Source organism: Halomonas sp. SIMBA_159 (genome assembly GCF_046536035.1).
In the GTDB taxonomy this organism is placed as follows: domain Bacteria; phylum Pseudomonadota; class Gammaproteobacteria; order Pseudomonadales; family Halomonadaceae; genus Vreelandella; species Vreelandella venusta_A.
The window spans coordinates 86,865-99,654 of the sequence record NZ_JAWJBT010000010.1 but is presented as its reverse complement, the minus strand read 5'-3'; the positions used below and the strand labels follow the sequence as shown (position 1 = coordinate 99,654).

General features: G+C 55.8%; 13 protein-coding genes. 6 read left to right on the top strand and 7 right to left on the bottom strand.

Annotated features, from left to right (window positions below):
* Positions 1-32 precede the first annotated feature (32 nt).
* On the top strand, positions 33-545 hold the full coding sequence (locus R0J87_RS08260) for a lytic transglycosylase domain-containing protein (RefSeq protein WP_498885513.1): 513 nt from the start codon (positions 33-35) through the stop codon (positions 543-545).
* Here the strand turns inward: R0J87_RS08260 and R0J87_RS08255 are convergent.
* The gene (locus tag R0J87_RS08255; protein WP_498885511.1) at positions 542-1,633 is read right to left on the bottom strand and encodes a PqqD family protein; all 1,092 of its coding nucleotides are present in this window, start codon (positions 1,631-1,633) and stop codon (positions 542-544) included. The genes R0J87_RS08260 and R0J87_RS08255 overlap by 4 nt on opposite strands.
* Before the next feature lie 121 nt (positions 1,634-1,754).
* The gene (locus tag R0J87_RS08250; protein WP_498885509.1) at positions 1,755-2,105 is read right to left on the bottom strand and encodes a hypothetical protein; all 351 of its coding nucleotides are present in this window, start codon (positions 2,103-2,105) and stop codon (positions 1,755-1,757) included.
* 215 nt (positions 2,106-2,320) lie between these two features.
* Between R0J87_RS08250 and R0J87_RS08245 the strand changes: the two genes are divergently transcribed.
* Genes R0J87_RS08245 through R0J87_RS08230 form a run of 4 tightly spaced genes read left to right on the top strand, consistent with a single transcriptional unit; the run spans position 2,321 to position 6,732 of the window.
* Complete coding sequence (locus R0J87_RS08245) at positions 2,321-2,998, top strand: cupredoxin domain-containing protein (protein ID WP_498885507.1); 678 nt, start codon at positions 2,321-2,323, stop codon at positions 2,996-2,998.
* Positions 2,999-3,009: 11 nt separating this feature from the next.
* A complete protein-coding gene (locus R0J87_RS08240) occupies positions 3,010-5,352 on the top strand; it encodes a bifunctional diguanylate cyclase/phosphodiesterase (protein ID WP_498885506.1) in 2,343 nt (780 codons plus the stop codon).
* 17 nt (positions 5,353-5,369) lie between these two features.
* Positions 5,370-6,227, top strand: a complete 858-nt coding sequence (locus tag R0J87_RS08235) for a DUF3034 family protein (protein WP_498885505.1) — start codon at positions 5,370-5,372, stop codon at positions 6,225-6,227.
* Between the two features lie 43 nt (positions 6,228-6,270).
* Positions 6,271-6,732, top strand: coding sequence for a group I truncated hemoglobin (locus R0J87_RS08230; protein WP_498885504.1), 462 nt, complete (start codon positions 6,271-6,273; stop codon positions 6,730-6,732).
* On the opposite strand, the gene R0J87_RS08225 is transcribed toward R0J87_RS08230, so the two are convergent.
* The 4 genes from R0J87_RS08225 to R0J87_RS08210 form a co-directional block, all read right to left on the bottom strand.
* Positions 6,716-7,834 (bottom strand): GGDEF domain-containing protein, encoded by a 1,119-nt coding sequence (locus tag R0J87_RS08225; RefSeq protein WP_498885503.1) that lies wholly within the window; start codon positions 7,832-7,834, stop codon positions 6,716-6,718. The genes R0J87_RS08230 and R0J87_RS08225 overlap by 17 nt on opposite strands.
* 17 nt (positions 7,835-7,851) lie before the next feature.
* Entirely contained in the window at positions 7,852-8,373 is a 522-nt protein-coding gene (locus R0J87_RS08220) for a hypothetical protein (protein WP_498885502.1), read from the bottom strand.
* Between the two features lie 219 nt (positions 8,374-8,592).
* Positions 8,593-8,718 carry a cytochrome c oxidase subunit CcoM gene (ccoM, locus tag R0J87_RS08215; protein WP_311063895.1) on the bottom strand — a complete coding sequence of 42 codons (126 nt, stop codon included), beginning with the start codon at positions 8,716-8,718 and terminating at the stop codon, positions 8,593-8,595.
* 145 nt (positions 8,719-8,863) lie between these two features.
* On the bottom strand, positions 8,864-9,382 hold the full coding sequence (locus R0J87_RS08210) for an FKBP-type peptidyl-prolyl cis-trans isomerase (protein ID WP_498885500.1): 519 nt from the start codon (positions 9,380-9,382) through the stop codon (positions 8,864-8,866).
* Between the two features lie 132 nt (positions 9,383-9,514).
* Between R0J87_RS08210 and R0J87_RS08205 the strand changes: the two genes are divergently transcribed.
* Positions 9,515-10,885, top strand: coding sequence for an AmpG family muropeptide MFS transporter (locus R0J87_RS08205; protein ID WP_498885498.1), 1,371 nt, complete (start codon positions 9,515-9,517; stop codon positions 10,883-10,885).
* Between the two features lie 18 nt (positions 10,886-10,903).
* On the opposite strand, the gene R0J87_RS08200 is transcribed toward R0J87_RS08205, so the two are convergent.
* A complete protein-coding gene (locus R0J87_RS08200) occupies positions 10,904-12,724 on the bottom strand; it encodes an SEC-C metal-binding domain-containing protein (protein WP_498885496.1) in 1,821 nt (606 codons plus the stop codon).
* Positions 12,725-12,790: the final 66 nt, after the last annotated feature.

The following is a 12,790-nucleotide window of genomic DNA, read 5'->3' as shown; positions in this document are numbered from 1 at the left end:
GGCACGTGACAGGGATGTTGGTGGGTAGCCTTATGATGGCTGTGTCCGCCACGCCAAGCGCGGCGGAGCTTCCGCTGCGTCCCACGCTAGAAACGGCGAGCCAATCGACAGCCTACTATCAGTGGCAGCTACAAGAGTGGCGCAGCCGTATGGATGCGCCACTCTCCCGCTTTATATCCGCACCTGAACAGCGCCACACTCTGCTCACACGGCTCTACCAAGAGGCCAGACTGGCAGGGCTACCGCCCGAGCTGGTACTTGCATTGATCCAGGTAGAGAGCGCCTTTAATGCCGATGCGGTCTCTTCCGCTGGCGCGGTAGGTCTCATGCAGATCATGCCGTTTTGGGTCGCTGAGCTTGGCCTGCCCATCGACGACCTTACCGAACCCAACCGCAACCTGCGCTATGGGTGCACGATTTTAGCCCACTACCTTGCCATCGAACGGGGTGACTTTACCCGAGCTCTCGCTCGCTATAACGGCAGCCTCGGGAAGACGTGGTACCCGGAGAGAGTGCTTAAAGCATGGCGAGATCACTGGCGCTAAGCGTTAACGTCTTTAATTAATCCAGCGTGATAGAACTGCGCGAGTAGCTGCGCCACGTCTTGGCGTACCTGCTCAAATTTTGCGCCTGCAAAAAAGCCTGTGAGCGTGTCACTCACGGAGTCAAGATCCAACGGTTCGTGATTCAACAGCGCCCACACAGCCCGGCTGGTGGTATTCAGCCGATGAATCGCGCCGCCCTCCTCGGCAATCACAAATAGCTCGTCGCCTAGCGGAAACTCAAACGCTGCCTCACTGGCCTGCCACTGGCGCGCATCCGTTGGCTCAAGGGCAGGTATCACTTCAGGAGTATCGCAACGGGGCTGGCTGGCCAGTGCCAAGCTCTCTAGGGTGCCACTTCCCCAGCATTTCGTGAGCCACTGGGCCGCATCAAAGGCGTCGCAATAGCGCAGCAGAAAACAGGGCAAGCCCTGAAGCAGTGGCAAGAAGCGCTCGATCAGCGCCTGGTCAGATTCGTGCTCGGCAAAATTTTGCTGTAACAGCTGCCATAACCCATCGCCTGGCTGAAGGCGGGTGAGCTGGGGCTCGTTTAGCGATTCATCGCGGTCAATCAGTAATATCGCCCCCAGCGGGCAGCGCTGGCCGTGGCTAGCTAACTGCGTATTATCCAAACGAAGATAGCCATAGCGGGCATCCTGAGGGCCAAGGTGCGTTTGTACAAACTGACGAAACTCCAGAGACATCGCGTCAGGAAGCGGTAGCCGCAAGCGAGGTGCCACGCCCAGCGCAATCCCTTCACCTTGCTTGTTGAGCGCCAGCACATCATCACCAAACACTCGCTGCCCAGCCGCTGCAAAGGCGGCGGTTAAGGTGCTTTTGCCCGCCCGGTATGTATCTGGAAAAATCACCAACTGGCCATTGATTTCCACTGATCCGCAGTGCAAACCCACTAACTCTGGGTGACGATAAAAATATGCCCCGGCAGCATCCGCGATAACGCTACAGGCGGTTCCTACCGCGCTGTCCAGCAGCGCTCCTTCAGGAAACGCGGGCACCTCTTGCCAATACCCCTGCGGATGCCGCCACACGCAAATCTCTGGCTTTTTAGCCGGTGTGGCACAAGGCATCATGGGCCAGCCTGGCATAGCGGCTGTCAGTATAGGCAGCAACCCCTTGGCATTGACTAACCGAAGGCAAGGCCCAATGCCTGCTAGCGTATAATCTTGATGATGGCTCGGCATGGCCGTTCCCCTACCAGCGCGGCAGTACCCGGCTTAGGCGAATTTCAATGACGCCATCGCGCTCCCAACGTGAACGCTGCGGACGGGAATAACGGTGTTGATAATGCCGGTCTCTAGAGTAGTCGGGGCGAGAGTAGCGAGCGCGCGAATAGTGCGGTCGAGAATAGCTAGGACGCGAATAGCTGGGTCGTGAGCGGCTTGGGCGTGAATGACGATGCTCGCGGGCTTCAGCCTGCCCTATTGATAATAAGGTGGGCGCAACGTAAAGGGCGGCAGCACCTAAACCCAAACTAGCCAGTACCTGGCGGCGCGAACGGCGCTTGCTTAAAAGGTCTTTAGTGCTGTCGGTAGGGTTACTCATCACACGTCTCCTGGTTGTTACGTCAAACAGGTTAGCGAACACTGTTTCTAAAACTACTCTAGCTTCGCCAAACCAGTGACACCATAGCCCTCGCCAGACTTCCCCATTATTTACTCTTTTTCACTTTCTGTGAGTATATCGTTAGTGCGAAAACATGACTTTGCCACATAATAGCTACATGATGATTTCCCCTGTCCTTCCTTAGGTAATTCCTCATGCTTATAACGCATAAAGGCCGCCGCCTACTCCTTCCGCTATGGCCCTTGGGCTGTTTAATGATGATGGCGAGTTTGCCTATCCAGGCAGCCACTTTAAGCGTGACCGACACCTCCGGCACACCGCTAGAAAACGCTGTAGTCGAGGTCTATTACGATGCTGCCACACCTGCGACAACTCAAACGAAAAATATTGTTCAGCGTAATGCAGCGTTTAACCCGCAGGTGACGACGATTCCGACCGGCAGCTACGTTGCCTTTCCCAACGAAGACACCACGCGCCACCACGTCTTCTCATTTTCCCCGGCGAAAACTTTTGACCTCGAACTTTTCCTGAGCGAAACCCCGCCGCCGGTTCATTTTGAGCAAGCGGGCGTCGTTGTGCTTGGCTGCAATATTCACGATCAAATGCAGGCGTTTATCGTGGTCAGCGATGCGCCCTATGCAGCCATTACTAATAGTGCAGGCAATCTTACCCTTCCCCAACTTCCAGAGGGCAGCCACCGGATGCGAGTGTGGCATAGCCGTATGGACGACACCCAAAATGTCTGGTGGGAAGGTGAAATTAGCGATGCCGATAACCTGACCGTGGCTTTGGAGCTGAACGCCATTCCGCCCCAACCGCCCACCCTATCGCCGCTGCAGCAGCGTTTTCAAAACGCCACGCACAGTCACTAAAAGAGGTGACCATGCGCTTTCGCACGCGCTTAACGCTAGTGCTTTTAACGGTTGTAATTATTTCACAGCTGGCAACAGGGGTAGCGTTTTTGCGCGCCACCCAAAGTGATGCGTTAGCAAAGGGCAACCAGCGCTTGGAAGTAGGTGCGCGTGTCTTCCAACAGTTACTTGATATCCGTGGCGAACAGTTATTAGGAAATGTTGCAATTCTGGCAGACGATTTTGGTTTTAAAAGCGCGGTGGCCACCCAAGATACGGCGACCCTGTACTCCGTTCTGGCCAACCACGGCGACCGCGCCAAGGCTGACATGGTCATGCTCAGCGACCTAAACGGTACCGTGCTTGCCAGTAGCCACCATGAGCAAAATAGCAGCATACCGTTTCCAGGCTTATTTCAACGCGCCCAACAAACGGGAAGCGGCGTCGGCGTCGTGATTGATAGCGGGGAACCCTACGAGTTTGTGTTGCTACCGGTGCGTGCGCCTAATTTGATTGGCTGGGTAGGCATGGGGTTTCTGATTAATGAAAGCGTCACTGAGGAAATCAATGCATTAACCGGGCTTGAAATCAGCATTGTGACCTACAACGCCAGCGGCAACATTAGCTACCTCGCCAGCTCTCACCAAGAGCAACTGGCGATAAACCTAATGAGCGACAATGGCAATCAGTTGATGGAGGGCGCTTATACCACGAGCAATAAACTGTCGCTGGATAATGACTACCTCTCCTATGCTTCAACGCTGATGGCTAACCAAGAGTATCAGTCCTTTGCGCTCATTCAGCTCTCTCGTGATGAGCTTTTGGGCGCTTACAGTCGTTTGCAGTGGCAGCTGTTAAGTATTGTCGCGTTAATGCTGCTGCTGACGCTCGTCGTCGCTATGTGGAGCGCCCGCAGCATCAGTAAACCGCTGATTGCGCTAGCGCAAGCGGCGAAGCGCATTGGTCAAGGTGAACGCATTGAACATATTTCAAGCGGCAGTTCTGTCACGGAAACGAATCAGTTGGCGACTACCCTGCTCTCTATGCAGGAAGATATTGCCAAGCGCGAAGCCACGCTGCTGCACCAGTCGCGTCACGACCTGCTCACTAACCTGCCCAACCGGGTCAGCGCGTTTGAAGATCTTCAACGTCTTATCCAGCAAGATCAACCTTTTACCTTGCTGCGTTTTTCCATCAACGACTTTCGCGATATCAACGATACGTTTGGCTACGAACTCGGTGACCATCTGCTGGTCACTCTTGCCAAGCGCATGCAAGACCTCCCTACGCCCATTATGAAAGCCTATCGACTGGATGGCGACGAGCTGATGCTTGTCATTGGCCAAGCCGACCTAGACCGCCGTAGGCGCGAAGCCATGATGGAACAGATCAGCGAACCCATCAGCCTGGATAAATCCTTAATCATGCCTTCGCTCTCTGCGGGTGAAGTCAGCTACCCCACCCATGGTGACAATGCACAACTGCTGCTGCGCCGCTCGGATATCGCGCTTGATCAAGCCCGGCGTCATCGCCATAGCCACGAGCGCTATGTGGACGGCCAAGACGAACAGCACCTGCGCCAGCTGATGCTTATCCGTGACCTGCAAGAAGCCGTGGACAATGGCGAGCTGTGGATGGCCTACCAACCCAAGGTGGACACCACCACGGGCAGTGTTTGCCAATTTGAAGCACTGATGCGCTGGCGACACCCCACCCTTGGGTTTGTGCCGCCGGATGAGTTTATCGGCTTGGCCGAGCGTTCCGGCAATATTGGACGGCTCTCCGATTGGATGCTGGCACACGTATGTGAACAGCTGTATCACTGGAAACGCCAAGGCCATCATCTCTCCGTGGCGATCAACCTGTCCGCCAGCGATGTCATTGACCCCGGCTTGCCGATGCATATTAGCGAGCTGTTTGAGAGCTACGACTTGACGCCCGACCAGCTCGCACTGGAAGTAACCGAAAGCGCCGTGATGCAGGATGTTGAAGCCGCCACCGAGACATTGATGGCACTGAGTCAGATGGGGCTCAAAATCGCTGTGGATGACTACGGTACCGGCTATTCATCGCTTGCACAGATCAAACGTCTACCGGTAGATGAGCTGAAAATTGATAAATCATTCGTATTAAAACTCGATACGCAGCAAGAAGACCTTACTATTGTCCGCTCGACGATTGAGATGGGCCACCACCTTGGGCTGAAGATTGTTGCGGAGGGGGTCGAAAACAGCGCCAGTGCGGAAATATTGAGCCAACTACGCTGCGACTACCTACAAGGCTACTGGATTGCGAAACCCATGCCAGCCGATGCCATTACCGGCTGGCTGGATGAATTCAAGCCGTTACAACTCTCAGCCGTGGCCATTCACTAATCAGAAAAGGGAACACTATGCGCAACTTCGGCTCCTCAAAACGGCGCGCCATCGTCGCGGCAGCTACCGTTGGTGCTCTACTGGTAGCCACCTCCAGTATGGCAGGTAGTCGCATCTTAGGCACCGGCGCGGTCAGCGCAATTGAAGGGGCGGCAGGGGGCGGTCTTTCTCCCTGGGCAGTACTTTCCAGCACAGCAAGCGATGACGAGATAGGCGTTACTGCTGCAGCCACTCGGGCGTGGGTCGATGATTACCAGCTCACCGTCACCGGCGCCAGCTTCAATTTGCATGACCGCATGGAGTTCTCCATTGCCCGCCAAACTTTTGAGCTTTCCACTCTCGGCGGCGAGCTAGAGCAAGACATTTACGGCGCGAAAGTGCGCCTGTTTGGCGACGTGCTCTATCAGCCGCTCGGCGTTTGGAGCGCAGGCGTCATGCACAAACGTTTGGTGGATGGCAGCGTGCCCACGGCCTTAGGCGCCGATGATGTGAACGGTACCGATGCTTATCTAAGCGGCAGCAAGCTGCTGTTTAACGCTTTTTTAGGCCGCAACGTACTGCTAAACGCCACGTTACGTAATACCTCCGCTAACCAAGGCGGCCTGCTAGGGTTTGGCGGCGACCAAGGCGGCCACGCATGGATGGCGGAAGGTAGCGTGGGCGTTTTTGTCACGCCTAACTGGGTAGTAGGCACCGAATACCGTCAAAAGCCGGACAACCTCAGCGTCGCCGACGAGGAAGATTGGCAAAGTGTCTACAGTGCTTACTTCTTTAATAAGCACGTTTCACTCACCGGGGCGTGGCTAGATTTAGGCGACATTGCCGGCTTACCCTCCCAACGTGGCGGATACCTCTCGTTACAGGCGGCGTTTTAACCGCTCTTGCCACTTCCACAAGGCTCGTATAAGGAACCGCCCTATGAGACTTTCCCAAACATTGAAAAGCACTTCACGCAGCACGCTGGTGGTCGGAGCATTGATTGGCACACTGGCGCTTACTGGATGCGCTCAGCACCAGCAGCCGACCACGCTGTATGAGCGCATGGGTGGTCAACCCACTATAGAGGCCGTGGTAGAGAACCTACTTTACCGCATTGCTGATGATGAAGAGGTCGTCAGCTATTTTGCCAATAGCAACATCGACCTGTTTGCGACATCGCTGGCGATCCAACTCTGCGACGTCAGCGACGGCCCCTGCCAGTACGATGGCCCACCGATGGACCGCGCCCACCAAACCATGGGCATTACAGATGCGCATTTTAATCGCGTAGTGGAGTACCTGGACGCGGCCATGGTCGAGGAAGGAGTACCGCTGGCAGCACGCAACGATATGCTGGGTCGTCTGGCCCCCATGTACGACGACGTTATGCGTTTACAGTAAGCTGCCAGCCATCACGCCCAGCGGTTTTTACTTGGTAGAGCGCTTTGTCGGCCGCTTCATAAGCGGATGCAAACGATGTTGCATCGGCCACAAAGCGCACTCCTCCAATGCTTAACGTCACACCTTTATTATCCGGATGAGCCGGATGCGGGCACTGCGCCGCCTCAAGCCCCACCTGTAATGTCTCACAAAATTTGGCCAGTGCTTGATCATTGGGGCACGGCAGCAACGCAGCAAACTCGTCACCGCCTAAGCGGTACAGCTTAGCCTCCTCGCCCAGCGCCTCTTCCAGTAGGATCGCCAACTGGCGAAGTAAACGGTCTCCCTCTGGATGGCCTAGCGCATCGTTATACTGTTTGAAAAAATCGATATCGACCAGGATCAATCCCATGGAGCGGTCTGAGTAAGCCACCACATCCTGATACAGCGCACTGCGGTTGCCAATCCCCGTCAGAGGATCACGCATGGCACGCGCCATCCAACTCAGCTTTTCGGCGGTGGCCCGTTCGGTACGCCGCAGTTGGCGCTGATGCATGACCCAAAACAGCAACCCTAACGCAAAAATAAGCAGGCTAGAGAAGGTCAACACCTGATTATGGCGACGAGTGCTATCGGAGAAGTCGTTGATGGCCATCCCACGACGATCAAGCTGGCTCATTTCGATATTGGTTAAGCAATGCACGGGAATAAACAAGGAGTGGGCGGCATCAAAAGGATGTATATACTGAGCGTCCAGCCACCCTACCAGCTCATCAATAAGAGCCAAACTAGGTGCTGTGCATGCATACTCTTGATGATAAATACTGACATCAAATAGCCCGTAGGCCAATTCCAGCGAATGGCGCGCTTCGCTTATATCCTCAGGCGATGACGCGACTAGCAGCTCTTCTTGTGCTCGCTGTACATAGCCGCGAGCACGGGTGGCTAACTGCTGGCCCGTGAGGTTACCGGTTTGGCTAAAGTAGGCCTGAATTTCCGGATAGACCCAGCGCGCTTCATACACAATCAATACCATTAGCCCAACAAAACTCATCAGGCTGAGGGATAACCAGGTAAAAAGACGCCGAGCCCCCAGGCGAATACCCGGTGGCTCGTGAAACATATCAGGATCTTTTTGACTCACCACTGCGCCTCGATGCTACGTACCATCCAGATCCAGTCGTTAAAATCACGTAGATTTTCAATATCGCGCCCACTGTACTCACGCTCAACCAGTCGGATAGGCCCTCGCGATCTTAGTGTCAGCGGTTCGCCGTCTTCAATGGTCACCAGATACCAGTTAGGGTCATCCCAGCCACTCAGGCTCACTTCGTAGTCATCCCAAGCCGTAAAGTGCAGGGTTGGCGGCACCGCACCAAAATGCTCAATTAGAAAATCGCGAAACGACATGCCGCTCATTTCAACCTCGCGGCCTTGATAAGGGTCAAAAAGAGTAAAGGTGGTATCCGAACGGTCTCGTAAATCCCCCAGCGCCACTTTTTGGGTAGTGTCACCATTAATCAGACTAAGCGCCTGAGCACTCGCGGCTAACGGCAGCCAAGCAATGAGTAAAACGACTAGCACCACTGCTGCTTTAAAGTGCGCCCCAGCGCCATGGCGCAAAGAATGACGCAAGCGAAAGCGTGACAGAACAGCGTTCATAGCGATCAGTTTCCTAGTTCGGTTGAGTACACTATGTTGATCAGTGCACTTTACCAGAGCATGACGACCAATGCTCTTCAACGTCTGTTAACACTTACCGCTCTGCTTTTCACTATAAAAATGACGCAAAAAAGCCGGCCCAATGGGCCGGCAACAGGAAGCTTATACATTTGCATAAGCCCCCTCCCCTGACGACTGTCACAACCTGCTGGCGAATACTTAAGACTTTTTACGTTCATCCTTACGAAGATGATCACGAATCACAAAGCCTACCCAGCCGACCATAAAAGCGATCACTAATGCGACAGTGGCTAAGCCGAAAATAACAGCGTCGTCCCAGTACATGATGTTCCCCTCCCGCCGTGATGTATGGGGCCATCGTACTGCGTCTAGAAAAGAGGAAGCTGACCTGGATCAAGCTTTTAAAATGACCGCGACAAAGGCGAGCGCGAACTTGATGCAGGTCAGTTTTTAGGGGGCATAAGCTGGCTTAAAGCACTTTACGGTCTTCTACTTTGCTGTGCTCGGTGCCCGGTGGCAGCGGATGGCCTTTAGCAAGCTCTGCACGAGTGGCATCACGAACGTCTAGGATCTTCACTTGATAGCGCAGCGTATGGCCCGCCAAGGGGTGGTTGGTATCCACCGTCACGTTATCGCCGCCGATGTTCAGCACGGTGACGATCTGCGGTCCAGCCTCGCCTTCGGTTTGAAAACGGCTGCCGGGTTCGATATCCGCACCGCCAAACGAGGCGCGGCTCACCTCTTGCACCAGCTCTTCGTTACGCAGGCCGTAAGCATCCGCTGGTGCCAGCGTGACGCGCAGCTCGTCGCCTGCTGCTTTACCTTCCAGATCACGCTCCAAGCCCGGCAAAATATTGTCGTGGCCGTGCAGGTACTCTAGGGGTTTCTGACGTGCATTGGAGTCATCCAGCACGCGGGTGCTGCCATCGCTGAGCACATCGCTAAGCACGTAGTGCAGGGTCACTACCTGATGGGCGGTAATCGACATGGAAAACTCCTCTCCGGTAAGCTGTCGGTTTTGTCATGGAACGCTAACCATGAATCCTAGGCTTAGTCTAACACTGACCGGTTTTTGAGCGGGCCTTGACGCTGACGTTTTCTTTTTGGAGTACACCACTACATGCCCACCCCGACGCCCCAGCGCAGCTGGCTGGCGGCGCTTGGTATCTACTGCCGAGCGCCTGTGATCACCATGCTGTTTTTAGGTTTTTCCGCTGGCCTGCCGTTTCTACTGGTGTTTTCTACGCTCTCGGCATGGCTACGCAGCGACGGTGTTGAAGTTGCGGCTATCGGCTTTTTCGCCTGGATTGGCATGCTCTACTCCATCAAGTTCTTCTGGGCCCCGATTGTGGACCGGCTCGCGCTGCCGCTGTTAACGCGCACCTTTGGCCAGCGCAGAGGCTGGATGCTGCTAGCTCAAGGCATGATTGCCGCCGGGCTCATTGGCCTAGCGGGAGTAGATCCTATCGGCAACCTGGGCTGGGTCGCCGCCTTTGCGCTATTGGTGGCGTTTGGCTCCGCAACACAAGATATCGCCATTGATGCTTACCGTATCGAATCCGCTGATGATGATGTTCAGGCGGCTATGGCCTCAACGTACATTATTGGCTATCGCGGCGGGCTGCTGGCGGCAGGGGCCGGTGCGCTTTATGTGGCGTCGGCGATATCGTGGAACGCAGCTTACCTGACCATGGCCGCACTAGTAGGCATTGGCGTGATCACCGTGCTGATTCGCCCAGAACCCAAGCGCGCCTCATTAACCGTGCAATTAATCCACGAGCCCAAAGTGCGTGCCTTTATGCGCGCCAGCCGTGGAAAGCCCAAAACGCTGCGCCGCTTGGGCGCCTGGGTGATTGGGGCGATTGTGTGCCCATTTACCGACTTCTTTCGCCGCTATGGGGTGAAGGCGATGGGCATTTTGGTGTTTATTGCCGTGTTCCGCATCAGCGACTTAGCGATGGCCTCCATGGCCAACCCGCTTTATATCGACCTGGGCTTTTCGCTGGCCACTATTGCTAACGTGACCAATATCTTTGGTATTGCGATGAGCATTACCGGAGGGATTTTAGGCGGGCTAATGGTGGCGCGTTACGGCATTGGCCCACTGCTGATTTTTGGCGCAGGGCTGGTGATGATCACCAACCTGCTGTTTGCGGTGCTTGCGCTAATCGGCAATCAGGTACCGATGCTGGTAGTCACGATCATTGGCGACAACCTCGCTAACGGCCTAGCCAGTGCGGTGTTTATCGCGTTTCTTTCAAGCTTGACCTCGCGGGCGTATACCGCCACGCAGTACGCGCTGTTTTCGTCGCTGATGACGCTACCGGGGAAATTCCTGAGCGGGTTTGGCGGGATCGTGGTGAGCGCTCAGGGCTACGCCACCTTCTTTGTGGTAGCCACGCTGCTAGGCTTACCCGCCATTCTGCTGGCGATCTGGATAAGCCGGGATAAACAGCTAGTGCCTACCCCGGTTACCGAGGCAGGCAGCTAAAAACCGTCAGCGAACAGCTCAGCGGTGGCTGGCTAACCAATCCAGCGCCCCTGGCGTGGTGCGCCACTGGTCCCGCATCAGCGTACGGTACTGCCACGCTTCTGCTCGAGAGCCCGGGTCCACCTGCCCATCAGGATGAGGCATGGAAGGCCGCGGGTTCTCGCCACATAACAGCTCAAGCGCATGGCGGTTGTGGGCAATCACCTCGGCCAGTGCTGCTTCGGCAGCTTCCTGCTGCTCTAACCGATACAACGCCAACGTACGCCCCATTAGCAGCCCCAGCACTAGCGAACCGTCATCCTTTTGCGGCTCTTCGGTCAGCGCTAGCGCTTCTTCGTTGCGGTCATCGCGCAGCAGCTGGTCCAGCACCAGCTCTTTCAAGCCCAGGCTATCTTCTTGGTCGATCGCCAGCAGCTCTTCGGCTAGCTCCCGGGAGTGTTGGCGAGCGCCACGCTCCATGCCTACTACCAGCGCCAAGCCGGTGCGCAGCAGCATGGCATTATCGGCGTCGTCCCAACAAAGGCTACCATCGCCTGCGGCACGGGCCTGTTCCAGCCAGCGTGAAAGGCGCAGCGCCAACGGTTCCAGCAGGCTGGGTGCCATCCACGGCAGGCTGCCAAAGCGGCTGGTGAGCGCCAGCGTTAGGTCTTGCACCACTTGCGGCGCATCAAGCCACTCTGGGTGGGCACATAGCTCCGACATCCAATCAATGGCGTTAACCCAAGGGTCATCACGGAAGCCCAGCGCTACCTCTTCATCCACCATGACCTGGAACTGCTCGTGCCACGCGGCAAACAGCGTCTCTTCACGGGCGGTAGTGGTGTAGTGCAGGCGGCCGGTCTCAGCATCCTGCTCAATGGAAAGCTTGGGAGCAATGGGCAGCGCCGCTAGCAGCGCCTGAAGCGAGACCAGCGGCGTCGCCATATCTTCTTCAGCACTCAAAAGCTGGTCTGCTAGCGTTGCGCCGGGGTTATCTGCCAGAGCGGCCAGGAATTCGAGCTGGTCTTCGTCCAGATCCCCCTGGCGCACCAAGCGGCGATACCAGAAGTTAGCGCGCTCTTTGGCCTCTTTCTCATGGCCTTCATGGAGCAGCAGCATGGCTTCAATGTAGGCCAGCGTTGGCGAATCAGGCAGCGCCTGCTGAGCTTTGACAAACGCCGCGCGGGCGCTATCTAGATCGTCATTATCTAGATGCATCAAGCACAGCCGCTCAAGCGCTACACCGCGTAAAAACAGCGGCCCGCGCTCCATCACGTCGTCCAGCAAATCGGCACGCTTGCGGGTAAAGCCGCGCTCTTGATAGATATCTAGCAGGATTTCAAAAGCAGGCTCAGCCTGCTCGGGTAGGCGCGACCAGTCGCTGCCATCAAACAGCGACTCCAGAATCTGCATGGAACGGCCGGTTTGGCCACTCTCTGCGGCAATCAGCCCGGCTTCTAACAGCGCTTGCGGCGGAGCCTGCTTGCTATCTAACGCCGCCTTCAGCGTGGCCCCCTTCCATTCGCGTAGCGAGAGCATCCACATCATCTGTTCAGGGATGTCGGTCGGGAAATTAACGCGGTAGCAGCACTGCTTATATTTACGTCCGGAATCGCACCAGCACGGCTCGTTGCGGCCAGGTGTTGCCAAGGGCTCGCTAGCAAAATCCAGCCGCTCTAGCGGAGTTTGCGACCATAAAATGGGCGCTAGCGCCTGTGCGGTGGCCACATCGCCGTTAAACGCCTGCGCACCTTTGTCACGTACCCACGTCATAAAATCGGGGTAGTGTTCCTGCTGCCTGATTGCCGAGAGTGCCCCAGAGGCAAATCCCAGCAGTTGATCGACCCATACCGCCAGCATTGCCGTCTCCACTGTCTTCAAGACTATAAAATCTGTAAAACCGATTAAAAAGCGCAATAGTCTAGC

Excerpts from the sequence above, each read along its gene's own strand:
- ccoM (WP_311063895.1), bottom strand. The coding sequence starts at position 8,718 with ATGTACTGGGACGACGCTGTTATTTTCGGCTTAGCCACTGTCGCATTA.
- R0J87_RS08240 (WP_498885506.1), top strand. The coding sequence starts at position 3,010 with ATGCGCTTTCGCACGCGCTTAACGCTAGTGCTTTTAACGGTTGTAATT.
- R0J87_RS08225 (WP_498885503.1), bottom strand. The coding sequence starts at position 7,834 with ATGTTTCACGAGCCACCGGGTATTCGCCTGGGGGCTCGGCGTCTTTTT.
- R0J87_RS08210 (WP_498885500.1), bottom strand. The coding sequence starts at position 9,382 with ATGTCGATTACCGCCCATCAGGTAGTGACCCTGCACTACGTGCTTAGC.
- R0J87_RS08255 (WP_498885511.1), bottom strand. The coding sequence starts at position 1,633 with ATGATGCCTTGTGCCACACCGGCTAAAAAGCCAGAGATTTGCGTGTGG.
- R0J87_RS08220 (WP_498885502.1), bottom strand. The coding sequence starts at position 8,373 with ATGAACGCTGTTCTGTCACGCTTTCGCTTGCGTCATTCTTTGCGCCAT.
- R0J87_RS08230 (WP_498885504.1), top strand. The coding sequence starts at position 6,271 with ATGAGACTTTCCCAAACATTGAAAAGCACTTCACGCAGCACGCTGGTG.
- R0J87_RS08200 (WP_498885496.1), bottom strand. The coding sequence starts at position 12,724 with ATGCTGGCGGTATGGGTCGATCAACTGCTGGGATTTGCCTCTGGGGCA.
- R0J87_RS08235 (WP_498885505.1), top strand. The coding sequence starts at position 5,370 with ATGCGCAACTTCGGCTCCTCAAAACGGCGCGCCATCGTCGCGGCAGCT.
- R0J87_RS08245 (WP_498885507.1), top strand. The coding sequence starts at position 2,321 with ATGCTTATAACGCATAAAGGCCGCCGCCTACTCCTTCCGCTATGGCCC.
- R0J87_RS08260 (WP_498885513.1), top strand. The coding sequence starts at position 33 with ATGATGGCTGTGTCCGCCACGCCAAGCGCGGCGGAGCTTCCGCTGCGT.
- R0J87_RS08205 (WP_498885498.1), top strand. The coding sequence starts at position 9,515 with ATGCCCACCCCGACGCCCCAGCGCAGCTGGCTGGCGGCGCTTGGTATC.
- R0J87_RS08250 (WP_498885509.1), bottom strand. The coding sequence starts at position 2,105 with ATGAGTAACCCTACCGACAGCACTAAAGACCTTTTAAGCAAGCGCCGT.